This window comes from Bacillus sp. FSL M8-0063, from assembly GCF_038005545.1.
GTDB classification, from domain to species: domain Bacteria; phylum Bacillota; class Bacilli; order Bacillales; family Bacillaceae_G; genus Bacillus_A; species Bacillus_A wiedmannii.
In genome coordinates this window covers 4,353,218-4,375,687 of the sequence record NZ_JBBOTJ010000001.1, presented here as the reverse complement: position 1 = coordinate 4,375,687, position 22,470 = coordinate 4,353,218, and the positions used below count along the sequence as shown (strand labels likewise).

Below are 22,470 nucleotides of genomic sequence, written 5' to 3'. Positions count from 1 at the left end.
TTTACATAAAGGCTCGGTAGCTCAGTCGGTAGAGCAGAGGACTGAAAATCCTCGTGTCGGCGGTTCGATTCCGTCCCGAGCCACCATTTTGAAGTCGCAAGCCGACTTAGCTCAACTGGTAGAGCAACTGACTTGTAATCAGTAGGTTGGGGGTTCAAGTCCTCTAGTCGGCACCACTTTCAAAATGAGCCATTAGCTCAGTTGGTAGAGCATCTGACTTTTAATCAGAGGGTCGAAGGTTCGAATCCTTCATGGCTCACCATTTACAATTTAATGCGGGTGTAGTTTAGTGGTAAAACAAGAGCCTTCCAAGCTCTGGTCGAGAGTTCGATTCTCTTCACCCGCTTTTTAATTATGGGCCTATAGCTCAGCTGGTTAGAGCGCACGCCTGATAAGCGTGAGGTCGATGGTTCGAGTCCATTTAGGCCCACCATAATTATTCCGCAGTAGCTCAGTGGTAGAGCTATCGGCTGTTAACCGATCGGTCGTAGGTTCGAGTCCTACCTGCGGAGCCATATTATAGAGAAGTACCCAAGTGGCTCAAGGGGCTCCCCTGCTAAGGGAGTAGATCGCGAACGCGGTGCGAGGGTTCGAATCCCTTCTTCTCTGCCAGAATTGGCCCGTTGGTCAAGTGGTTAAGACACCGCCCTTTCACGGCGGTAACACGGGTTCGAATCCCGTACGGGTCATACTAAAAGAGATAGCATAATCTGCTATCTCTTTTTTGTTGTTTATAAATATAGAGGAAGCTATAAGAGATTATAAATAATAAGTTTAAAAAGTTATATTAATTTAAATAGGATTACCTCTCCTTACACATAAGAAGAGGTAATCCTATTTTTTGAATATGTTTTAACTCTCTACTGAATGCCCATCCGGTTTCATAACAGCATGACTATATGCGGAGTGGAGAGTTTTGTATCCTAAAAGTGCAATAGTTAAGGCAAGGCCTCCTGCTATAATAGCAACACTAAACCCTGCACGAGCTCCAAAGTTATCAATAACTAAACCAGCTACTGCTGATCCTAGAGAGACTCCAATACCAAGTCCTGTAATTGCCCAAGTCATTCCTTCAGTTATTTTTGATTCAGGTACGATTTTTTCCACAAGCCCCATAGTAATAATCATAGTAGGAGCGACAGATAACCCTGCAAAGAAAACAATAACTACTAGCCAAGTAATAGTGCTTACGAGAACTAGTGGCAGCATTGTTATCATGGAAAGTGTGACTGCTATTAAAAACTGATTATAGGGTGGAGTATTGAGTTTAAGAGTACCGAAAATTAGACCTGCAAGGCATGAACCGATTGCATAGACAGAAAGCACAAAGCTAGCAGCTACTGTGTTTCCTTGCTGTTCAGCAAAAGCTACACTAACGACATCTATTGTGCCGAAGATAGTGCCTATAGCAATGAGTGTCAATACTAGTACTCGCAAAGAACCAATTTTAAATACTGTTCCTTTGTTTGTAATGTCATGAGGGTGCACAGGCGGTTCTGTGCTTTTTTGCATGGTGAATAGGCATACCCCAATTGTGAGAAAAACAGATGATAAAAGTGGTCCGGCTTCTGGGAAGAACATAACACTTAAACTGACAGATAATACAGGACCAATTATGAAGCAAATTTCGTCGACGACCGATTCAAAGGAAAATGCTGTATGCAATTTGTGGGATCCACGGTATAGTTTAGTCCAACGCGCACGTACCATAGCTGACATGTTTGGCATACAACCTGCACATAAGGCGGATAGAAATAGTGTCCAATAAGGAGCTTCATATTTCGTACATAGAAGTAAGAGGATCGTAAAGAAAATACTGATACCTGCAGTCGGAAGAAGTATGCGAGATTGCCCTAATTGATCGGCCATACGAGAAATATGAGGAGCTAGTAAAGCAGATGATAATGTAAAGGTGGCTGCAACAGCTCCAGCAAGCCAATAGTCACCACGTAACTGAGATAACATTGTAATAATACCAATACCCATCATTGATATGGACATCCGAGCTATAAATCCTGCTAATGAGAATCCTTTTGTACCAGGAGTACTGAAAATCTCACGGTAGGAATTAAACATGATAATCACCAAAGTATTTGACGTTTACATATACATTCTTCATTCTTTTAACTCCTCCTCTGTTTCATTAATACCTTCTATAAAAAGGGACAGTGAGTCAATGTAGGATATAGGTAAGAAGTTATACTATCTTGTAAGCTAGAAATAATTGACATACGCACCGTATGCCAATATCATATTAACATACGGAGCGTATGTCAATTTAAATGTTTTATCTCTAGATAGAGAGCTGACGTTTAAAGGAGTTATTCTTTTACATAGAGAACGGTACTATAATGCAATTCATTTTGAATAAAGAGGATGAATAGAAGTAGGAGGAAAAGATGATTAAAAAAACAAGAGCAGAAATGATCACTGAAACACGTGCTAAATTGCTGAGTGCAGCAAGAGAGGCTTTTGGTACAGTTGGATATGTAAATACGTCTATGGATGATTTTACAGCATCTGTCGGTTTAACACGTGGTGCAATTTATCATCATTTTGGTGATAAAAAAGGATTGTTAGAAGCGGTTGTAAAAGAAATTGACATGGAAATGGATAATAAATTAGGGGAAGTATCAGATGAGGCCGAAGGAAAATGGGAAGGATTTGTTGGGCGTTGTCGTGCGTATTTAACAATGGCACTTAATCCAGAAATTCAGCGAATCGTACTTCGAGATGCACCGGCAGTATTAGGAACTAGTTATTATCAATCATCACAGTCGAAATGTTTAACGACGATGGCGGAGATACTTCAACAATTAATGAAGGACTCTATTATTGAAAAGACGGACTGTGAGGCTTTAGCAAGATTCATAAATGGCGGACTAGTGGACCTTGCTTGTTGGATTGCGAATTCTGAAGATGCAGAGATGCAATTGTCTAAAGCTTTGCATAGCCTATCACTTATATTGGATGGTTTATTACTAGAAAAGAATGCATGATTTTAACGGATATTCTTTTTATTAATATACAGTAATGGTTAAAAGGGAGGTGTTAAAGTATATGCTAATCCATTTAGTTCATCGTATTCTATATAAGCTAATTGACGTCCATCTTGTAAGGGGATGATGTGATCAGTCAGTTTAATCTTATAATGTGATTACATTTTTATTCACAATCTAAAGAAAACACCTAATTTGGTATGGATTCCACACCTATTCCATCAACTTTACACTCTATGTGAAAAAGTTCACAAATAGGTCATAATTTGTGAAGTAATTCACAATGATACGTGCTACAATATGAATGTAAAGAAGTTAAACAACATTAAATTAGTATTTTAATTAATTACTTAAACAATCATAAAAAATATATGTGAACAATAGAGAGGGGAAATTAACATGAAAAAAGGTATCAATCGTGTAGTATTAGTAGGAACAGGAGCTGTAGGTTGTAGTTACGCTTACTCAATGATCAACCAAGGTGTAGCTGAAGAATTCGTATTAGTAGATGTTAATGAAGCAAAAGCAGAAGGGGAAGCAATGGACTTAAGCCATGCGGTACCATTCTCTCCATCACCAACAAAAGTTTGGAGCGGTAGCTATGCAGATTGTAAAGATGCAGATCTAGTTGTTATCACTGCTGGATTACCACAAAAGCCAGGTGAAACTCGTTTAGACTTAGTTGAGAAAAATACAAAGATCTTTAAACAAATCGTTCGCGGCATTATGGATAGCGGATTCGATGGAATTTTCTTAATCGCTACAAACCCAGTTGATATTTTAACTTACGTAACTTGGAAAGAATCTGGTTTACCAAAAGAGCGCGTAATCGGTTCTGGTACTACTTTAGACTCTGCTCGTTTCCGTTACATGTTAGGTGACTACTTAGATGTAGATCCACGTAACGTTCATGCTTACATCGTTGGTGAACACGGTGACACTGAACTTCCAGTATGGAGCCACGCTACTATCGGTGTACAAAAACTAGAAACAATCTTAGCTAACAACGAACAGTACAAACAAGAAGACTTAGATAAAATCTTCGAAAACGTACGTGATGCAGCTTACCATATCATCGAGCGTAAAGGTGCAACTTACTACGGAATCGGTATGTCACTACTTCGTGTAACTAAAGCAATCTTAAGCAACGAGAACAGCGTATTAACTGTATCTGCATATCTTGAAGGACAATATGGTGAGAAAGATGCTTTCGTAGGAGTTCCAGCTGTTATTAACCGCGAAGGTGTACGTGAGATCGTAGAACTTGAGCTAAATGAAGATGAAAAAGCGAAATTCGCTCATTCTGTAAAAGTATTAAAAGAAACAATGGCACCAGTACTATAATAATTGTTAAACCATTCAGAGGCGGGACACTGCTTCCTACCTCTGAATTCATATAATTTAATATAAATTCCTTTTCCGGTTTCCCTTGTATATCCCCAATATACCCCTTTTGCTGGATAAGGGTCGTTTATAGAAAAGAGCACTCTACTTTATATAGAGTGCTCTTTATTATTATTTTTTAGGCGTTAATCCTAATTTCTTTAAAATATCTGCAAGTGTACCGCTTTTTGATTTTTCAACAGGTGTTTTTGAGTTAGATGCATCTGGACCTTTCTTCAAGAAGTTCTTTTCAACGAAGCGAATATCTTTTTCGTCGACAATACCATCTTTGTTAAGGTCACCGTCTTTTACAGACAGTCCTTTTTTATCATAGTTGCTAGCGATAATTTCTGCATCTTTAATATCAATTACTTTATCTCCGTTTACATCACCTGCAAGGCTTTCATTAAGGCGTGCATAATAATATTGGCCAAGTAGCTTACCATCTTTTTCAGTACCTAATTTCGTTGTTAGTCGGCTTGTTAAATGCCCTGGAATCTCCACGTATAAGTTGTAGTCGCGTTTATTAACAGGAAGTCCATTCAGTTTGAAGTAACCGTATTTATCAAGTGAGCCTTCAAACTTATGACGGTAAGAATCTGTTGCATATACTTTTACGCCAAGCTTTGTATAATCGAATTTCTCATCTAAATAGCCACGTTCATTTAAGAATGCACCAGGTTTAATATTGCCTTCTGCTAGTGAGTTTAAAGACATTACTGAGAATGTTTGATCTTGAAGTACACGCATTCTGTTTGGCTCTGATTCACCTTGTTTCCAGTAAGCAAACACTGCTAAATCTAATTGAGCATTTGCTTCATAAAATTCATCATTTTCTACTTTGAAAGTTACATCAATGAACGGGAAATCACCATCTAACCCAGCAAAGTTTTTGTCATCGATAGCTCCGCCTACTGTGACAGAACCTTCTTCTAATTTAGGTTCATTCACTTTTGCCGTTACCCCTTTTTCAGAAAGGAGCTTTTCAAAAGCAGGATTCAATTTCGCATTTGCAAATTTGAAGTTCTTCTCTAGGAATTTTACGTTAAATTCTCCAGATATAAATTGTTTCACATGTTTGGCGTTTAGCGTCACAGTGAATTCATCATCTTTATATAATTCCTTTTTATCGTAACTAGCTTTTGCATATTGAGCGCCTTGCGGGATAAACCAATAGTTATTTACACCGCTTGGGTAGTCAGGACCTGCAGTTGCATAATCGAAAATATATACGCCTGTATTCATTGGGCCTTCCACCTTAAAGGATTCAGGAGTAATGCCAACTTTAAAGTCACCATTTGCATTAATAGGCAAAAACTTATGCAAGTATGGAGAATAATCATAGTACATAACACCGTTCGCTTCTTGCGTAATGTTAAATCCTTTTCCTTTTAAGTAGTCAACGTTAGAATCATATACATTTCCTTTAATCCATAGTGCTTTTTTACCGTCTTCTACTGTATAGTTTTCTTCATTTAATTCATAAATACCAGGCTGTAATCCAGTTAATTTCACTTCTGGCGGTGTATTATCAATTACGACATAATCACCTTTCACACGTGCTTTTCCGGCTTTATCATAGCCAACAAACTCAATTGTGTAATCACCTTCTGGTAAGTCGATTTTCTCATCACCAATTGGTTTTGCAGGATCATTTGTAAAAGGATACACTCTGCCGTTAAAGAATGAATCTAAGTAGTAATACACGTCCGTTTTTAGTCCACTCGTGTTTAACGTTCCGATGAAGCCAAGCGCTTTATTTGTTTTTGAATCTTTCACGATAAGGTCTAACGTCTCCAGTTCGCTGTTTAATTGGAATGCCCCGTGCAAATACGATTCACGGTATGGATTGAATTTAGATGTATCAGTTGAGATTGTTTTTCTTGATAACAGTGCATTTTCAATACCAGGCTCTGATACACGAATAGAGAACGGAATTTGATATGTTTCTTCTTTATTTTTCGTATTTGTAATATGAATATATCCTTCATATCGGCCTTGCTTTGCACCAGCTGGAATATTGATTTTTGCTTCAATTTCATCTGATTTTCCAGCATCAATTGTAATTGTTTCAGAAGTAGAAACTTTTACACCGTTTGCGGTAGCATCGTTAATAGCAGAAGATGCTGGTGTATAAGAAATTTCTGTTTTAAATTCTTTCTTCTCTTGTTTATTGCGATTTTCAACTTTAATTTTTCGTTTTTGTTCAAGAGATTCCCCATCTTTTTGATAGTATTTACCGAATGCAATGGATCCAGTTTCTTCGGGTACTTCAATCACTTCATCGTTTACAATCGTTTTTGTCGTATCTAACACTTTAAAACTTGTTTCAGTGTGAACAGAGTTATAAGCATCTACTCTTCCAGCTCCCACTTCATATACGGAATACTTTTCTTTTAAATCATCAGCAGTGTTCATAAGAGACGCTTTTACATCGAATGGAGAGTATTCTGGGTGTTTTTGTAAAATAAGAGCAGCAACGCCAGCGATATGTGGAGATGCCATAGATGTTCCTTGCATACGTTCATAGGAAACATCGTAGTTTTCACCTTCTTGTGGGTCGTTAATATATTCCGGTACTGTTGAAAGTACCGCAACACCAGGCGCTGTAATATCAGGTTTAATATCATCATTTGATGTAACAGGACCGCGTGAGCTAAAGTCTGCAAGATGATCGCCTTCTGTTTGAATGTAATTGATTTTATCGAAAGTTAAGGATGTTTTGCCTTGTTCGATTTGAGCTTTTAGTTTTTCGCCATCTTCTTTCGTTAGGCGGAATGCAGGAATGTATTTTGTGCTTTCGCCAATGTAGTTAGGAATTTCTCCATCCACATTGTTATAAATAATAACTGCTGTTGCACCAGCTTGTTTCGCATTTGCGATCTTTTCATCAAATGAAATTGTACCACGTGCAACGAGAGCGATTTTTCCTTTTACATCTTTTTTACTAAACTCGTCAGGAGTACCAATTCCTACAGATTCAATAGGGAGAGATTTTCCTTTGAAATCTTCTATTTTATCAGTGAAGTTTTTGCCGAATAAAATTAGATTAGGGAATTGTAATTGTCCAGCATGACCTGATAGTTTCGGTAAGGAAATAGAGCTATCACTTGCTCCGACTGTAATAGCAAATGGAGAAGCGCCTGGTGATCCGAGTGTTGCTGGATTTGGACCAGAGTTACCAGCAGCAACGACTGTAACAACGCCCGAAAGCATTGCATTATTGACAGCGATAGACGTTGGATCAAGCGGATTGTTGCTATCGTCACCTAACGATAAGTTAATGACGTTCATACCGTCAGAAATAGATTTATCGATTGCAGCAATAATACCGGAACTATCTCCGCTTCCATAAGGACCGAGTACTCGGTAGTTATACAGTTCAATGTCAGGTGCAACACCTTTTACTGCGGAATCTGATTTGTTTTTCTTTTGAGCAGAAACGATACCTGCTACGTGAGTACCATGCGCAGTGTAGAAGGAAGAACCGCGATCATCAAATTCAGGAGCACCAGATTGTTGCCACTCTGTATAAGTTGTTTCCATCGGATCTGCATCGTTATTAATAAAGTCCCAACCTTTTACGGAGTTTGGGTCTACCTTACTAGAATCTTCACCCGGTTTTGCGCGATAGCCTTTATACACGTCTTTTAAGTCGGGATGATTGTAATCAATACCTGTATCTAATACACCAACTTTAATTCCTTTTCCGGTAATGCCCTCGCTATGTAACTTATCTACCCCAATTTGTGGAATGCTATCTGTTAGTTTTTGAGGTGCTTTCTGCTCTGCTTGTTTTGGTAAATTTAGTTTCACTTCGTAATCTTTCCAAATACGTTTTACAACGCCAATTCGTAACAATTCTTCAACTGTATTGGCAGGTAATGTCAGCGCAACGCCATTTATAGCATGCTTATAAGAACGTTTAATTTGTACAGACTGGAAATTCCCTGATTTTACTGATGGGCTAAATTGATAAAGACGTTTGAGTCCTTTTTGGAATTCTTCATGTTCTTGATCAATACGTGCTTTTATATTTTTAGGAGCAGCTTGTAACCCTTTTTCTTTTTGCTTTAATTCATTAATCTTTACTGGAGCAGTTTGAAACTCTACAATGATATTTACTGGTTCAGAACTACTCGTATTAATATCTGGCGAAATAGTAAAACCAGGATTGGTATCTAACGTTTGTAATGCCTGACGTTGTTCTTTAGAAAGTTTTGATAGTAAAGACTGGGCGCTGGAAGAGTCAATTTGGTTAATTGGGTTTTCAGCGAGAACATTGAACGGAAGGGCAGTTGAAAATAGAACGCCAGCCGTTACAATTCCGGTAACAAAACGATTTTTCTTTTTCATATATAGGCCTCCGATAATTTATATTTTAAAATTTATTTCTCCACGCCAGGTGTTTGCTCTGCATGGAATGTCCAGTTTAGCTGTAAGGAATCACCTTGGAATTTATTTTGATCCTGGTCGTTATCTTCAAAGGAGAAGAGCACATGTAAGGAATCTGTTTCACCAGATTTAATACCATCTATTAAGTTATGACGTTCTAGAGAAGTAGCTACATCTTCAGGTTTCATAGTTTTTAATTTTGATAGTTTTGTTTCCCACAAAATTTCATGATCATCGTTTGGATTAGATGGCTTTCCATCATTCACTAAAAATTTGACGATGATATGATCCCCTAAATCTTCACCATCATTATTTTGCTTTGCATCTGTAACGTCATAGGATGTTTCAAGTGCTACTTTCGCAATATCCAATGATCCTTTGTTTTCAAGCTTGAAATTTCTTTCAATCAAATCGCCTGGTTTTAAATCTTTCACGTTAACGATTACACTTGGGTTAATAGAAAGATCTAGTGTACCAGCTTGGAATGAGTTACTAGATGTTTCAGCATCACTGAAATAGGCGAATACACCACCGAATGTAAGGGATAAGCCAAGTGAAGCTGTGACAACTCCCATTCCAACCTTTTGTTTTAATGACATAAGAAAGCCCCCTAGTTAAATTTTTTATAGCGACCGTTCGTAACAAGGATAAATAAGTAAACACAGTAGTCCACTATGAATTATAATTACGAAAGGTCGATGTTCTTTATTGAGAACAAGTATATGCTTATGAATTTTCCATTTCAATAAAATTATGACAAAAAAATGTTGAGAAACATTTTTTATGACAGATTATTTTGTGGCGATTTTAAGTGATAAATAGCGAGTAAAATAGGATAAATCTAATAAAATAAAGGTTGAGAAATAAATAATAGGATGAAAGACTAGTAGGAAATGAAGCGTTTGTAATGAATATTCGTCAAAATTCGATATTTTACACAGTAAATTTGAATATTTTAAGCGAAATTAAAGAAAAAAACGAATATTTTTTAAAAAATAACAAGGATATTTCAGTTTTTCGCAGAAATGATAAAGAGTAAAAAATTTCTGTCATCTTAGTGAGGTGAACATATTGGATGTAATAAATTGTGAAGAAGTGAAACGAGATGAGTTTCATACAGAAAAGTACTATGACAGTTATAACATCTTTGGGGCACATATTGTGACGGAAGATGGGATGCGAGGTGTACGATTCACAGTATGGGCTCCTCATGCGAAAGCAATGAGTGTTGTTGGAGATTTTAATGAATGGGATTATGAGCAACATAAGATGCTACAAGTGACAGAAGATGGGATTTGGTCCTTGTTTGTACCGCATATTGAAGAGAATGAGATATATAAGTATGCGATTGAAACGATGGACGGTGATGTGATTTTAAAAGCAGATCCTTACGCAGTATATGCAGAAGTAAGACCAAATACGGCATCTGTAGTTTTTGATATAGAGGGATATGAATGGAATGATAAAAACTGGATTCGTAAGAGAAAGAAAAAATCGATTTATAAAGAAGCGATGACAGTTTATGAATTACATTTCGGTTCTTGGAAAAAGAAAGAAGATGGCGCTCTGTATTCTTATAGAGAAATGGCCGAGGAGCTCATTCCGTATGTGGTGGAACATCAATTTACACATATTGAAATTATGCCGCTTGTTGAGCATCCATATGATCGTTCTTGGGGATATCAGGGGACGGGATATTATGCAGCGACAAGTAGATTCGGCACGCCACATGATTTGATGTATTTTGTCGATGAATGTCATAAATATGGAATCGGTGTCATTTTAGATTGGGTGCCGGGGCATTTTTGTAAAGATGCTCACGGTTTATATTTGTTTGATGGGACACCGACTTATGAATATAAAGATATAGATGTACAAGAAAACCTAGTATGGGGAACTGTTAATTTTGATTTAGGGAAGAGGGAAGTACGTAATTTCTTAATTTCAAATGCGTTATTTTGGATGAAGTATTTCCACATTGACGGTTTCAGGGTGGATGCAGTTGCGAACATGCTGTACTGGAATAAAGAAGGACAAGAGCAAAGTAATGAGCACGCTGTTTCATTTTTACGAGAGTTAAATGAAGCGGTGTTTGCAGAAGATGAAGATTTTCTTATGACAGCAGAAGATTCAACAGCTTGGCCACTTGTAACAGCTCCAACGTATGAAGGTGGGCTTGGGTTCAATTACAAATGGAATATGGGCTGGATGAATGATGTGCTGAAATATATGGAGTGTGCGCCTGAGTATAGGAAGTATATTCATGAGAAAATGACGTTCTCTTTAATATATGCTTACTCTGAAAATTTCATATTACCGCTTTCTCATGATGAAGTCGTTCATGGGAAAAAGTCGTTATTAAATAAAATGCCAGGAGATTACTGGGATAAGTTTGCTCAACTTCGTTTATTATATGGATATTTCTTTACTCATCCAGGTAAGAAATTACTCTTTATGGGTGGAGAATTCGGGCAGTTTGATGAGTGGAAAGACCTTGAAGATTTAGATTGGAATTTACATGATTTTGAAATGCATCGTTATATGCATGATTACTTTAAAGAGCTCATAGCATTGTATAAGCGCTCCAAACCACTTTGGCAGCTTGATCATTCACCTGAAGGATTTCAGTGGATAGATGCTAATAATCATGAGCAAAGTATTTTCTCGTTTATCCGCCAAGGGGATAAACAAGAAGATGCGTTAGTTGTCGTATGTAATTTTACGAAAGCTACATATGAAAACTATAAAGTAGGCTTGCCAGATTTTGAGTATTATAACGAGATTTTAAACAGTGACGCTGAGCAATATGGCGGCTCGGGGCAAGTGAATAAGAAACGTCTCAAGACGATTCAAGAGCCGTATCATAATCAAGCGGCGCATGTAGAAATTACAATTCCACCATTTGGCGTATCCATATTACGACCAGTGAAGACGAGAAAGGGGAGCAAAAAACAAGATGGCTCAAAAACAAAAATGCGTAGCAATGTTACTAGCAGGGGGAAAAGGTAGTCGATTAAGTGCATTAACAAAAAATTTAGCCAAGCCAGCTGTTCCATTTGGTGGTAAATATCGCATTATTGATTTTACGCTAAGCAACTGTGCGAATTCTGGTATTGAAACAGTGGGGATTTTGACGCAATATCAACCACTTGAACTTCATAACTATATCGGAATCGGCAATGCTTGGGATTTAGACCGAGTAAGCGGTGGAGTCACAGTGTTACCTCCTTATGCAGAATCTTCAGGGGTGAAGTGGTACACAGGTACGGCAAGTGCCATTTATCAAAACTTAAACTATTTAAGTCAGTACGAACCAGAATATGTTCTGATTTTATCAGGCGACCATATTTATAAAATGGATTACAGTAAAATGCTAGATTACCATATTGAGAAAGAAGCGGACGTTTCGATTTCTGTTATTGAAGTGCCGTGGGATGAAGCGAGTCGTTTCGGTATTATGAATACGAACGAAGAGATGGAGATTGTTGAATTTGAAGAGAAACCGCAATTTCCAAGAAGTAATCTTGCATCAATGGGAATTTATATTTTTAACTGGGCAATTTTGAAAGAGTATTTAGAGATGGATGCAAGAAATCCTGAATCTAGTAATGATTTCGGAAAAGATGTACTTCCGCTTTTATTAGATGAAGGGAAAAAGCTGATGGCGTATCCGTTTGAAGGATATTGGAAAGATGTTGGAACGGTGAAGAGCTTATGGGAAGCGAATATGGATTTACTTCGCGATGAAACATCACTGAATTTAAATGATCGTAATTGGCGTATTTATTCTGTGAATCCAAATGAGCCACCTCAATATATTGCAGAAAAGGCAAAAGTAGAAGAATCACTTATTAACGAAGGATGCGTCATTGAAGGGGACGTGAAGCATTCTGTGTTATTCCAAGGGGTGACGGTGGAAGAAGGTAGTATGGTTATTGATTCGGTCGTTATGCCAGGAGCGAAGATTGGTAAAAATGTTGTGATTGAAAGAGCGATCGTTGGTTCGGAAATGGTTATTGAAGATGGAACAATTATTCGTCCAGAAAAAAATGTCGACGATGTAGTACTCATTGCTGAAGGGAAATAGAAAAGGGGGATGAAATGAATGGGAGAAAAAATGTTAGGAATTATTAATGCAACGGGAAGTTTTCCTTCCTTAAAGAAAGTAACAGGGCATCGTTCATTAGCGGCGTTACCGTTTGGGGGCCGTTACCGACTCATTGATTTCATGCTTTCAAATATGGTGAATTCTAATATTCATAGTGTAGCGGTTTTTACAAGTCATAAAAACCGTTCACTAATGGACCATGTTGGTTCAGGAAAACAGTGGGATTTAGATAGAAAAAGAGACGGATTGTTTTTATTCCCGCCAAATTGCCAATGTGACCAAGATGAATTTGGATCTTTTGCACATTTTAGAAGACATATTGATTATTTTTTAAGAGCTAGAGAAGAATACGTTGTTATTACGAATAGCCATCTCGTAACAGCATTAAATTTTCAAGCGGTGTTAGAGCGACATATACATACGGCAGCTGATATTACTGAAGTTTGCCATGAAGGGGTTTCGCTTCAAACATACGTGTTAAAGAAACAATTATTGTTAGATTTATTTGAGACATATAAAGATGTGGAGCAATACAGTTTATTTGATGTAGTGAGAGAAAAGCGCGGAAAATCACTGCATATTGCTACGTATGAGCATACAGGATATGTAGCTATTATTGATTCGATTGAAAGTTACTATAAACATAGCTTAGAAATTTTGCAGCCTGCTATTTGGAAGCAATTATTTAAGAAAGAAGCACCGATCTTTACGAAAGTAAAAGATGAACCACCAACTCGTTACCTGAAGGGTGCAGCCGTGAAAAATACAATGATTGCAAACGGCAGTATTATTGAAGGAGAAGTAGAAAATAGTGTTATCTCCCGTTCTGTTACAATTGGAAAAGGTTCAATTGTTCGTAATAGCATTATTATGCAAAAGAGCAAAATTGGAGATAACTGTATAATAGACGGTGTTATTATTGATAAAGACGTGAAAATTGGTGACGGTGTTGTACTAAAAGGAAACGCCGATGATCCATATGTTGTAGAAAAAGGAAGCGTTCAAAGCAGTACGATTAATAGTTATTCTTAAAAGAATCAGTGGGGGTTTTTCCTCCACTGATTAAAGCATTCATTCAAATGAAAACTCGAAGGGAGGAAGCTGCAAGGGAAGTCGTATAAGCTTTTCGTGCAGTGGGACAACAAGTGAATATTTTATTTGCAGTATCAGAATGTGTACCATTTGTTAAATCGGGAGGATTAGCTGATGTAGCAGGTGCGCTCCCAAAAGAGCTGAAAAAATTAGGTGTGGACGTTCGCATTATACTTCCAAATTATAGTCTTATTCCGCAAAAATTAAGGGATGGATGTACGTTACATAAAGTAATTAACGTCCCGCTTGGGTGGAGAAATCAATATTGCGGAATTTTAAAAGGTGAGCAAGACGGGATTACGTATTATTTAATAGATAATGAATATTATTTTAAGAGAGATTCTCTATATGGTCATTATGATGATGGAGAGCGTTTTTCTTATTTTTCGAAAGCAGTTTTAGAGTGTATTCCGCATCTTGATTTCGAAGTGGATGTTCTCCATAGCCACGATTGGCATACAGCTATGGTGAATTTCTTACTGCGTGAAAAGTATCAAGATAATCCATTATATGAGCATATTAAAACGGTGTATACGATTCATAACTTGCAGTTCCAAGGTGTATTTCCTCCTGAAGTGATGTACGACTTGTTAGAACTTGGTGACGAATATTTTCATAGTGAGCAGCTAGAGTTCTATGGAAATGTGAACTTTATGAAGGGCGGAATTATCGCTTCTGATCAAATTACAGCGGTTAGCCCGACATACAAAGAGGAAATTCAATATGAGTTTTTCGGTGAGAAGTTAGATGGATTGTTACGAAAAAATAATGGTAAGCTTAGCGGCATCGTAAATGGAATTGATACGAGCGTATATAATCCAGAAACGGATTCGTATATTACTGCTCAGTATGATGCAGAGTCATTAGAGGAAAAGAATGAAAATAAACGCGCCTTGCAGCGTTATTTTGGTTTGCCAGAAAAAGAAGATACACCAATTATTTCAATGGTAACGAGATTAACGAAGCAAAAAGGTCTTGATTTAGTACGTACTGTATTCCGCGAAATAATGGAGGAAGATGTGCAATGTATTATTTTAGGATCAGGTGATTCTGAATATGAACAATTCTTTGAGTGGATGGCATACGAGTATCCTGAGAAGGTAAAAGTGTATATCGGATTTAATGAAGAACTAGCCCACCAAGTGTATGCAGGAAGTGATTTATTCTTAATGCCATCACTATTTGAACCGTGTGGACTTGGACAACTTATCGCATTAGCGTACGGTACAATTCCGATTGTAAGAGAGACAGGCGGATTAAATGATACTGTACAATCTTATGACGAAGAAACTGGAGAAGGAAATGGTTTCAGTTTCACGAACTTTAATGCACATGACATGTTGCACACGGTTCTTCGTGCAATTGAATTTTATCATGATAAACCGGTGTGGGAGCAGCTTGTAAAACAAGCGATGACTGAAGATTATAGCTGGGAGAAATCAGCTCTTGCCTATAAGAAATTGTATAAAAGTCTCATGGAATAACATGTAGGTGGTGAAGAAATGTTTACTCATGTTGAAAGTTTCAAATCAGCTTTTCTAGAAAAGTTAGAGACGATGTATGGTAAAAGTTTTAAAGACTCTACAACTCGTGATCAATACAATACGCTTGGGTACATGGTACGTGAGTATATGAATAGTCAATGGATTGCAACGAACGAAAGTTATCGGTCTGGAGAGCAAAAGCAAATGTATTACTTATCCATTGAGTTTTTACTTGGGCGTTTGCTTGGAAGTAACATATTAAATTTAGGCATCAGGGATGTATGTGAGCAAGGACTTTCTGAGCTTGGGATTTCTTTGCAACAGTTAGAAGAGGTGGAAGCAGATGCAGGTCTTGGAAATGGTGGACTTGGACGATTAGCAGCCTGTTTCCTTGATTCACTTGCATCTTTAAACTTACCAGGTCATGGCTGTGGAATTCGTTACAAACATGGCTTATTTGATCAAAAAATTGTTGATGGTTATCAAGTTGAATTTCCAGAACAGTGGCTTCTTCATGAAAACGTATGGGAAGTAAGAAGGCATGATCAAGCTGTAGAAGTAAGTTATTTCGGCAATGTGGAACCGCTATACATTGACGGGCGTTTAGAGTTCAGGCATACGAATGCAGAAGTGATTATGGCAGTACCATATGACGTTCCAGTAGTAGGTTATGAGACGAGTACTGTAAATACACTCAGACTTTGGAATGCTGAACCAGTTCCTTTCCCGCAAAATTGTAAAGATATTTTGAAATATAAGCGTGAAACAGAGGCGGTATCGGAGTTTTTATATCCAGATGATACGCATGATGAGGGGAAAATACTTCGTTTGAAACAACAGTATTTCCTCGTATCAGCAAGTTTGCAAAATATCGTTCGTATGCATAGAGAAAGATATGGTGACCTTCGTCAATTACATGAGAAAATTGCGATTCATATTAATGATACACATCCCGTTTTGGCGATTCCAGAACTGATGCGTATTTTATTAGATGAAGAAAAACTAGCATGGGAAGAAGCTTGGCACATAACAACGCAAACGATTTCTTATACGAATCATACGACGTTATCAGAAGCGCTTGAGAAGTGGCCAATTCACATTTTCAAACCGTTATTACCGAGAATTTATATGATTATTGAAGAGATTAATGAACGTTTCTGTCATGAACTTTGGGAACGTTATCCATATGAATGGCATCGTATTGAAGAGATGGCGATTATTGCGCATGATCTTGTGAAAATGGCTCATTTAGCAATTGTCGGTAGCCATAGCGTAAATGGTGTAGCAAAAATTCATACGGAAATTTTAAAGCAACGTGAAATGCGACTGTTTTATGAGTTTTATCCAGATAAGTTTAATAATAAAACGAATGGAATCGCTCATAGACGTTGGTTAATGAAGGCGAATCCGCAGCTGACGAACCTTATTTCAGAGGCAATTGGAACAGAGTGGAAGAAAGAACCGATTAAGCTTCAAGAGCTACAATTAGTTCAATATGATGCGAGTTTCCAAGAGAAATTTGCAGAGGTAAAACAAGAGCGTAAAGAGATTTTAGCGGAGCGCATTCATAATAAAATGGGGATTACAATTGATCCTAATTCTATTTTTGATGTGCAAGTAAAAAGACTACATGCTTACAAACGACAATTATTAAATGTTCTTCATATTTTATATTTGTATAACCGTTTGAAAGAGGATGCTAGTTTTACATTTTACCCGCGTACTTTTATCTTTGGAGCGAAAGCATCACCTGGCTATTACTATGCGAAAAAAATTATTAAATTAATCAATGAACTCGCAAGGAAAGTGAATAATGATCCGTACGTAAGCCAATATATGAAAGTTATCTTTCTAGAAAACTATCGAGTGTCTTTAGCGGAAGATATATTCCCAGCTGCGGATGTGAGTGAGCAAATTTCAACTGCGAGTAAAGAAGCATCAGGAACGGGGAATATGAAATTTATGATGAATGGTGCGATTACACTCGGAACGTTAGATGGAGCTAATGTTGAAATAAAAGACCGGGTCGGTGATGATAACTGTTTCATTTTTGGCTTAACAGCGGAAGAGGTTCTTCATTACTATCAAAATGGTGGATATCGTGCAAGTGATTATTATCACCACAATATGCATATTAAAAAAGTAGTAGATCAGTTAACGAATGGTTTCTTTGCACATTCGGGAGCTGAATTTGAAGCGATTTATGATTCTCTCGTAATTCAAAATGATGAATACTTCGTTCTGCGAGATTTTGGTCCATATGCGGAAAGGCAAGAAGCTGTTGGTAGAGCGTATGAAAATCGAACGAAGTGGCTAGAAATGTCGATTTTAAATATTGCACAGTCTGGTCATTTTGCGAGTGATCGAACGATTTTACAGTATAGTAATGAGATTTGGAGTATTGGTAATGCGGTTACACAGTATTAAGTGAAAGTCCCTTTTGAAGGGACTTTTATTCATGGAGACAAAGTGTAAAAATGAATTATACGTATAGGGATGCTAAAGTGTATTCACTTTTAAAAGAGGAATATAATCACTTGAAAAACCGAGCTTAATCTCATTAAGCTCGGTTTTCTTTTTTTGCTTAAGAAAGAAATGGGATAGCGGTATATATGATACCTGTTCCACCATATTCTCCCGTCGCAAAGTATGAAAATGTAAAGAAACCTGTAAACGAAAAAATTATAATGAGAAAAAGTGCAAAGATAAATTTTAGCATGTAAGGTCCCCTCATCCAAAAATAACTTCATATATTATTATAGTATAAGGATATAGAATTTCCAATCATTACCTGGTTAAAAATGAGAAGTCAGACATGTTTTGTATGTTGTCATGGCATGATTATTTGTAATAGATTTTGTGTTTTTTGTAAAAGTCATATTGTGATGAACGTGTGCATATTCCCAGTCTTGGTCATTAAAATGGACATTGCGCGGAGGAAGAAGAGGAACGACATCAAATAGATTAACAAAGCGAAAGCTACTAGCTACTTGTAGTTTATAATAATTACGAAATGCAATATCGCCCACTTTGGGAGAGGCAAATGTATAAAGACCGTACTGTGCGAAGGCGGTGTTGATACGCGCATCGAGTATATGTAGTGTGGCGAGCGCGCCGCCTAAGCTATGACCTGTTGCAAGAAGTTTTTTATGGGCTGGTAGTGATACGAGCATATCCATAATAGAATCTCGACAAGATTCATAAATGGAAAGAAAGCCGTTATGGACATTTCCGCTGTTTAAAGCATATGGGTATGGTTTTTGGTTAACGAGTGAATCGATAATCCAGTCTGTATCTGTTTGTGTCCCGCGAAAAGCTACAATAATCGTATCCTCAGATTCTAGTATGAATCCAAACCATTCTGTCGTTTGAATGGTTTTTCCTTGAAAGCCTTGTACATATTGAAAACCATCCGGTATTTCGAAAATCCCATTTTGTTTATATTGTTCATACGTTAACTCACAACAAGAAGCTAACAATATGGCAGTATCTTTATCGAAGGATAAAGGAGTACGCATTAAGGAAGCCCTCCTTAAGAAAAGGTATAGTTCAATATATGCAGTGAGGGACTTGATTCATTCTTTTGAGGAAGTTTGAAAATTAGGCTTGAACCTTTCCTTTATAAATATGAAGAAGAAGCGCGGCTAATGAGGTTATGGAATCCAATACGATTCAAAATGGTTTATACAGTCCAAAAAAAGATAGTTCCCTATGAAGGGGACTATCTCTTTTTTGTTTTATTCTTTCCCATCTAAAAGACGTCCAAGTCCGCCTAAAACGCTGCCTTCACCGCTGTTTTGAGCTGCTGGGCTTGTAAGGCGTGCTGCTAAACGGCTAAGTGTTAAGGACTGAATCCAAACCGTTCCAGGACCTTCTAACGTTGCGAAGAATAAACCTTCGCCGCCAAATAGAGCTGTTTTTACTTTTCCAACGAACTCGATATCGTAGTTAACGTCTTTTGTCATGGCAACGAGACAACCTGTATCGATGCGAAGTCTTTCGCCAGGTTTTAATTCACGCTTATATACAGTTCCTCCTGCATGCATGAAAGCGAGTCCATCACCTTCAAGTTTCTGCATGATGAAACCTTCACCACCGAAGAAACCAGTTCCAATTTTTTTCGTAAACTCAATTCCGATAGAAACGCCCTTTGCTGCACAAAGAAACGCGTCTTTTTGACAAACGACTTTCCCTTGATATTGTGTTAAATCAACAGGGATGATTTTTCCTGGATAAGGAGCGGCGAATGATACGTGGCGCTTGCCAGGACCTGTATTTGTAAAGACAGTCATAAACATACTTTCACCTGTAACGAGACGCTTACCAGCGCCCATTAATTTACCGAATAGACCACTAGATGGGCCAGAACCATCACCGAAAATGGTTTCCATTTCGATATGATCTTCCATCATCATCATTGCGCCAGCTTCTGCGATAACGCTTTCTTCTGGATCTAATTCAATTTCAACAAACTGCATATCATCGCCATATAATTTATACTCGATTTCATGTGCTTGCATTTTTTCACCTCATCATATGTAGTAATTATATTGTACAAAAATCAAAGGAATTAGAATACTGTAGATTTGTTAATTTTTGAATAAAAATAGAATGAAAATTTAAGGTTATACTAGGATTATAAAAAACGATGGTTTGAAAGTGTTCTCATTTGACGTTTTTGACATAGCATGATATAGTGAAAACACTATTGAGCTACATAATGTGGTACGGAAATAAAGCACGTTGTATTAAAGGCTGTAAGCTTGTTATACATTCATGTCCTTTATATCCACCTTTTCATGTGGATTCATAGTTTCATTTTTATTTAGGAGGTACATGACATGCAAACAGGTAAAGTTAAATGGTTTAACGGCGAAAAAGGTTTTGGCTTCATCGAAGTTGAAGGCGGAGAAGACGTATTCGTACATTTCTCAGCTATCCAAGGCGACGGCTTCAAAACTTTAGAAGAAGGTCAAGAAGTTTCTTTCGAAATCGTTGAAGGAAACCGCGGACCACAAGCAGCTAACGTTACAAAAAACTAATTAGCTAGCGATAAAAAGCATTCCGAATTTCGGAATGCTTTTTTTATTCTTTGGAGCTAGATTCATTTGAAGATAACTCGCCTTTGAAAGTGCGCTCTTCAAAGTCATCAAGCATTTGTTCATACTCTTCATGTTCTTCTGTGGCGAAAACTTGCGGATTTTTGCCATACATGTCTGTTCCTATAAAATTTTCGAAATCCTCTACATACCCAACATTTTCTTCACTATTTACGTACATGCCATTATAGTTTTTGGAATCCTGTCTTTCTAAATCGGACGGTGTTTCTGATGTCCCGTAATTTGCGACATCTTGCCATGCATCTTCAGCATCGTATTCTACAGAATGATCTTCGTCGTGCTTGTGAAAAGAAGGAGCCAACACCTCTTCTTCAACTGGTCGTGTGTTCATATTTAATTTATTTGTAGTGTGCTGAATACACGTTGTAGCGGTTGGCATTGCCTCTAATCTTTCAAACGGAATTTCTTCGCCAGATACTTCGCAAATTCCATACGTACCTGCTTCAATTTTTTGCAGGGCATGTTTCGTATCTTCTAGCTGCTTATGCCAAAATTCGATGAGCCCGAAATCTTTCTCGCGTTCGTATAATTCTGTAGCCATATCACCTGGATGATTGTCATAGCTAGATAATTCTCCAACAGAATCGCGTTCAGAAGCACGATCTGTATTCTCATGAGTTTGTATTGTTACTTCAACTTCTTGCTGTTGTTTTTCTAAAATAGATTTAAATTGATTTATTTGTTGTGGAGTTAACATAGTCTTCCACCTTCCTACAAGTCAGTTTCTTTACATAGTATGAGCGTTGAGAGTAGGAATTATGAGCTGAATTTCAGCTCGGAAATCGGTATAAAAAAAGAGCCGCATAAGCAGCTCCTTTTTATAGAAAATATCCAAGCAATAATCCGATTCCCATGAGGAGACCGAAGATTGTATTTGTTTTCGCTGTTGCAATCATCGCAGGTACCATTTCCATTGGAATGCTTTTGCCGATAAAGCCTTTCGTCGCTTTCAATGCTTTCGGTGCACTTAAAAATACGATAAGCATCCACGGCGATACGATGTTCACGATAATTAGAGCGATTGTCCAAATATAAGAAACGATGAACATAGAAGCGAGTACACCAACGGCTCTTTCACGTCCGACGAGAATTGCTAACGTTTTACGACCGTTTTCTTTATCGCCATCTAAGTCACGAATGTTATTAGCTAGTAAAATGGCACCAATTAAAATGGAGCTTGGAATAGATAATAAAATGACTTCTGATGTTACAGTTCCAGTTTGAATAAAGAATGAAATCCCAATAATAATGACACCCATAAATAATCCGGCTGTTAACTCTCCAAATGGTGTATAGGCAATTGGAAGTGGGCCACCTGTATAAAGGTAGGCAACGGCCATACAAACAAGACCGATTGCAGCAAGCCACCAGCTAGAATTCATACAAATATAAACACCTAATAGTATTGCGATGCCGAAAAATCCAAATGCTAAGTTAAGCACTGTTTTCGGCTGAATGCCATCGCGAACGATAGCGCCGCCGATACCGACTGACCCTTCGTGATCGAGTCCTCTTTTATAATCAAAGTATTCATTAAACATGTTTGTTGCTGCTTGAATGAGAAGACAAGCGAGAAGCATCATAAGGAAAAGAGGGAGATGTATTTGATTTATACCTCCGACCTGCATCGCATAGGCTGTTCCGATGAAAACAGGAACGAAAGCTGCTGTTAATGTATGGGGACGTAGTAAACTCCACCAAATGCGCCAGCCGGTTTGCTTACTTGGCTTTGGCGCCGTAGGAGAGGAATTCGTTTCGACGTTCATTTCCATGTTGAATCCTCCTTTGGTCACATATTGTACACAACTAAGTGTAGAAAAAGCATCATTTAGTGTCAACGTTTATTTTCTAGGAAGAGAAGGTGAATTTCTCAGAAATGCTAAACGTTG

At 37.6% G+C, this 22,470-nt stretch carries 16 protein-coding genes and 8 tRNA genes; 16 read left to right on the top strand and 8 right to left on the bottom strand.

From position 1 onward, the window contains the following. Positions 1-10: 10 nt before the first annotated feature. From MKX31_RS22430 to MKX31_RS22395, 8 genes are all read left to right on the top strand, one after another. A tRNA-Phe gene (locus tag MKX31_RS22430) sits at positions 11-86 on the top strand. Between the two features lie 14 nt (positions 87-100). After that, a tRNA-Thr gene (locus tag MKX31_RS22425) sits at positions 101-176 on the top strand. A 10-nt stretch (positions 177-186) separates the two neighbouring features. Continuing rightward, positions 187-262 (top strand) — tRNA-Lys (locus MKX31_RS22420). Between the two features lie 13 nt (positions 263-275). Then, a tRNA-Gly gene (locus MKX31_RS22415) sits at positions 276-346 on the top strand. Positions 347-356: 10 nt separating this feature from the next. Then, positions 357-433: transfer RNA gene (locus MKX31_RS22410), tRNA-Ile, on the top strand. 7 nt (positions 434-440) lie between these two features. Continuing rightward, positions 441-515: transfer RNA gene (locus MKX31_RS22405), tRNA-Asn, on the top strand. 6 nt (positions 516-521) lie between these two features. Then, a tRNA-Ser gene (locus MKX31_RS22400) sits at positions 522-612 on the top strand. A gap of 5 nt (positions 613-617) precedes the next feature. Further along, positions 618-689 (top strand) — tRNA-Glu (locus tag MKX31_RS22395). Between the two features lie 163 nt (positions 690-852). On the opposite strand, the gene MKX31_RS22390 is transcribed toward MKX31_RS22395, so the two are convergent. Next, positions 853-2,076: an MFS transporter gene (locus MKX31_RS22390; protein ID WP_064474429.1), complete on the bottom strand. Its 1,224-nt coding sequence runs from the start codon at positions 2,074-2,076 to the stop codon at positions 853-855. Between the two features lie 323 nt (positions 2,077-2,399). Here MKX31_RS22390 and MKX31_RS22385 point away from each other — a divergent pair, with 323 nt between their 5' ends. Both MKX31_RS22385 and MKX31_RS22380 read left to right on the top strand, forming a co-directional pair. Continuing rightward, positions 2,400-2,999 carry a TetR/AcrR family transcriptional regulator gene (locus tag MKX31_RS22385; RefSeq protein WP_064474430.1) on the top strand — a complete coding sequence of 200 codons (600 nt, stop codon included), beginning with the start codon at positions 2,400-2,402 and terminating at the stop codon, positions 2,997-2,999. Positions 3,000-3,398: 399 nt separating this feature from the next. Continuing rightward, a complete protein-coding gene (locus MKX31_RS22380) occupies positions 3,399-4,343 on the top strand; it encodes an L-lactate dehydrogenase (protein ID WP_000715344.1) in 945 nt (314 codons plus the stop codon). Between the two features lie 171 nt (positions 4,344-4,514). Here MKX31_RS22380 and MKX31_RS22375 read toward each other — a convergent pair whose 3' ends face one another. Together MKX31_RS22375 and MKX31_RS22370 are read right to left on the bottom strand one after the other, a co-directional pair. Then, positions 4,515-8,738 (bottom strand): S8 family serine peptidase, encoded by a 4,224-nt coding sequence (locus MKX31_RS22375; RefSeq protein ID WP_340981533.1) that lies wholly within the window; start codon positions 8,736-8,738, stop codon positions 4,515-4,517. 32 nt (positions 8,739-8,770) lie between these two features. Further along, positions 8,771-9,376, bottom strand: a complete 606-nt coding sequence (locus tag MKX31_RS22370) for a CalY family protein (protein WP_064474432.1) — start codon at positions 9,374-9,376, stop codon at positions 8,771-8,773. 472 nt (positions 9,377-9,848) lie between these two features. Between MKX31_RS22370 and glgB the strand changes: the two genes are divergently transcribed. The 5 genes from glgB to glgP all read left to right on the top strand — a co-directional run bounded on the left by glgB (position 9,849) and on the right by glgP (position 17,888). Further along, a complete protein-coding gene (gene glgB / locus MKX31_RS22365; RefSeq protein WP_098110811.1) occupies positions 9,849-11,786 on the top strand; it encodes a 1,4-alpha-glucan branching protein GlgB in 1,938 nt (645 codons plus the stop codon). Beyond that, on the top strand, positions 11,734-12,864 hold the full coding sequence (gene glgC, locus MKX31_RS22360; RefSeq protein ID WP_000057613.1) for a glucose-1-phosphate adenylyltransferase: 1,131 nt from the start codon (positions 11,734-11,736) through the stop codon (positions 12,862-12,864). The genes glgB and glgC overlap by 53 nt, the downstream gene beginning before the upstream one ends. An 18-nt stretch (positions 12,865-12,882) precedes the next feature. Beyond that, the gene (glgD, locus tag MKX31_RS22355; protein ID WP_088047694.1) at positions 12,883-13,917 is read left to right on the top strand and encodes a glucose-1-phosphate adenylyltransferase subunit GlgD; all 1,035 of its coding nucleotides are present in this window, start codon (positions 12,883-12,885) and stop codon (positions 13,915-13,917) included. Positions 13,918-14,030: 113 nt separating this feature from the next. After that, positions 14,031-15,461 carry a glycogen synthase GlgA gene (gene glgA / locus MKX31_RS22350; RefSeq protein WP_002203738.1) on the top strand — a complete coding sequence of 477 codons (1,431 nt, stop codon included), beginning with the start codon at positions 14,031-14,033 and terminating at the stop codon, positions 15,459-15,461. Positions 15,462-15,479: 18 nt separating this feature from the next. Beyond that, a complete protein-coding gene (gene glgP / locus MKX31_RS22345; protein ID WP_087984936.1) occupies positions 15,480-17,888 on the top strand; it encodes a glycogen phosphorylase in 2,409 nt (802 codons plus the stop codon). 157 nt (positions 17,889-18,045) lie between these two features. On the opposite strand, the gene MKX31_RS22340 is transcribed toward glgP, so the two are convergent. From MKX31_RS22340 to MKX31_RS22330, 3 genes are all read right to left on the bottom strand, one after another. After that, entirely contained in the window at positions 18,046-18,180 is a 135-nt protein-coding gene (locus MKX31_RS22340; RefSeq protein ID WP_081257150.1) for a hypothetical protein, read from the bottom strand. A 76-nt stretch (positions 18,181-18,256) separates the two neighbouring features. After that, positions 18,257-18,979: a lipase family protein gene (locus MKX31_RS22335; RefSeq protein ID WP_001260119.1), complete on the bottom strand. Its 723-nt coding sequence runs from the start codon at positions 18,977-18,979 to the stop codon at positions 18,257-18,259. Positions 18,980-19,198: 219 nt separating this feature from the next. After that, entirely contained in the window at positions 19,199-19,981 is a 783-nt protein-coding gene (locus tag MKX31_RS22330) for a TIGR00266 family protein (protein ID WP_064474436.1), read from the bottom strand. A gap of 321 nt (positions 19,982-20,302) precedes the next feature. Between MKX31_RS22330 and cspD the strand changes: the two genes are divergently transcribed. Continuing rightward, positions 20,303-20,503, top strand: a complete 201-nt coding sequence (cspD, locus tag MKX31_RS22325; protein WP_001193052.1) for a cold-shock protein CspD — start codon at positions 20,303-20,305, stop codon at positions 20,501-20,503. Between the two features lie 43 nt (positions 20,504-20,546). Here cspD and MKX31_RS22320 read toward each other — a convergent pair whose 3' ends face one another. Both MKX31_RS22320 and MKX31_RS22315 read right to left on the bottom strand, forming a co-directional pair. Beyond that, positions 20,547-21,278 carry a yteA family sporulation protein gene (locus MKX31_RS22320; RefSeq protein WP_064474437.1) on the bottom strand — a complete coding sequence of 244 codons (732 nt, stop codon included), beginning with the start codon at positions 21,276-21,278 and terminating at the stop codon, positions 20,547-20,549. A 121-nt stretch (positions 21,279-21,399) separates the two neighbouring features. Continuing rightward, positions 21,400-22,353 carry a 1,4-dihydroxy-2-naphthoate polyprenyltransferase gene (locus MKX31_RS22315; RefSeq protein WP_000425755.1) on the bottom strand — a complete coding sequence of 318 codons (954 nt, stop codon included), beginning with the start codon at positions 22,351-22,353 and terminating at the stop codon, positions 21,400-21,402. Positions 22,354-22,470 lie beyond the last annotated feature (117 nt).

Bases quoted from the DNA above. Each gene is read 5' to 3' on its own strand.
- cspD (WP_001193052.1), top strand. From the start codon at position 20,303: ATGCAAACAGGTAAAGTTAAATGGTTTAACGGCGAAAAAGGTTTTGGC.
- glgP (WP_087984936.1), top strand. From the start codon at position 15,480: ATGTTTACTCATGTTGAAAGTTTCAAATCAGCTTTTCTAGAAAAGTTA.
- MKX31_RS22380 (WP_000715344.1), top strand. From the start codon at position 3,399: ATGAAAAAAGGTATCAATCGTGTAGTATTAGTAGGAACAGGAGCTGTA.
- MKX31_RS22330 (WP_064474436.1), bottom strand. From the start codon at position 19,981: ATGCAAGCACATGAAATCGAGTATAAATTATATGGCGATGATATGCAG.
- MKX31_RS22385 (WP_064474430.1), top strand. From the start codon at position 2,400: ATGATTAAAAAAACAAGAGCAGAAATGATCACTGAAACACGTGCTAAA.
- MKX31_RS22315 (WP_000425755.1), bottom strand. From the start codon at position 22,353: ATGGAAATGAACGTCGAAACGAATTCCTCTCCTACGGCGCCAAAGCCA.
- MKX31_RS22335 (WP_001260119.1), bottom strand. From the start codon at position 18,979: ATGCGTACTCCTTTATCCTTCGATAAAGATACTGCCATATTGTTAGCT.
- MKX31_RS22370 (WP_064474432.1), bottom strand. From the start codon at position 9,376: ATGTCATTAAAACAAAAGGTTGGAATGGGAGTTGTCACAGCTTCACTT.
- MKX31_RS22375 (WP_340981533.1), bottom strand. From the start codon at position 8,738: ATGAAAAAGAAAAATCGTTTTGTTACCGGAATTGTAACGGCTGGCGTT.
- MKX31_RS22340 (WP_081257150.1), bottom strand. From the start codon at position 18,180: ATGCTAAAATTTATCTTTGCACTTTTTCTCATTATAATTTTTTCGTTT.
- MKX31_RS22390 (WP_064474429.1), bottom strand. From the start codon at position 2,076: ATGTTTAATTCCTACCGTGAGATTTTCAGTACTCCTGGTACAAAAGGA.
- glgD (WP_088047694.1), top strand. From the start codon at position 12,883: ATGGGAGAAAAAATGTTAGGAATTATTAATGCAACGGGAAGTTTTCCT.
- glgC (WP_000057613.1), top strand. From the start codon at position 11,734: ATGGCTCAAAAACAAAAATGCGTAGCAATGTTACTAGCAGGGGGAAAA.
- MKX31_RS22320 (WP_064474437.1), bottom strand. From the start codon at position 21,278: ATGTTAACTCCACAACAAATAAATCAATTTAAATCTATTTTAGAAAAA.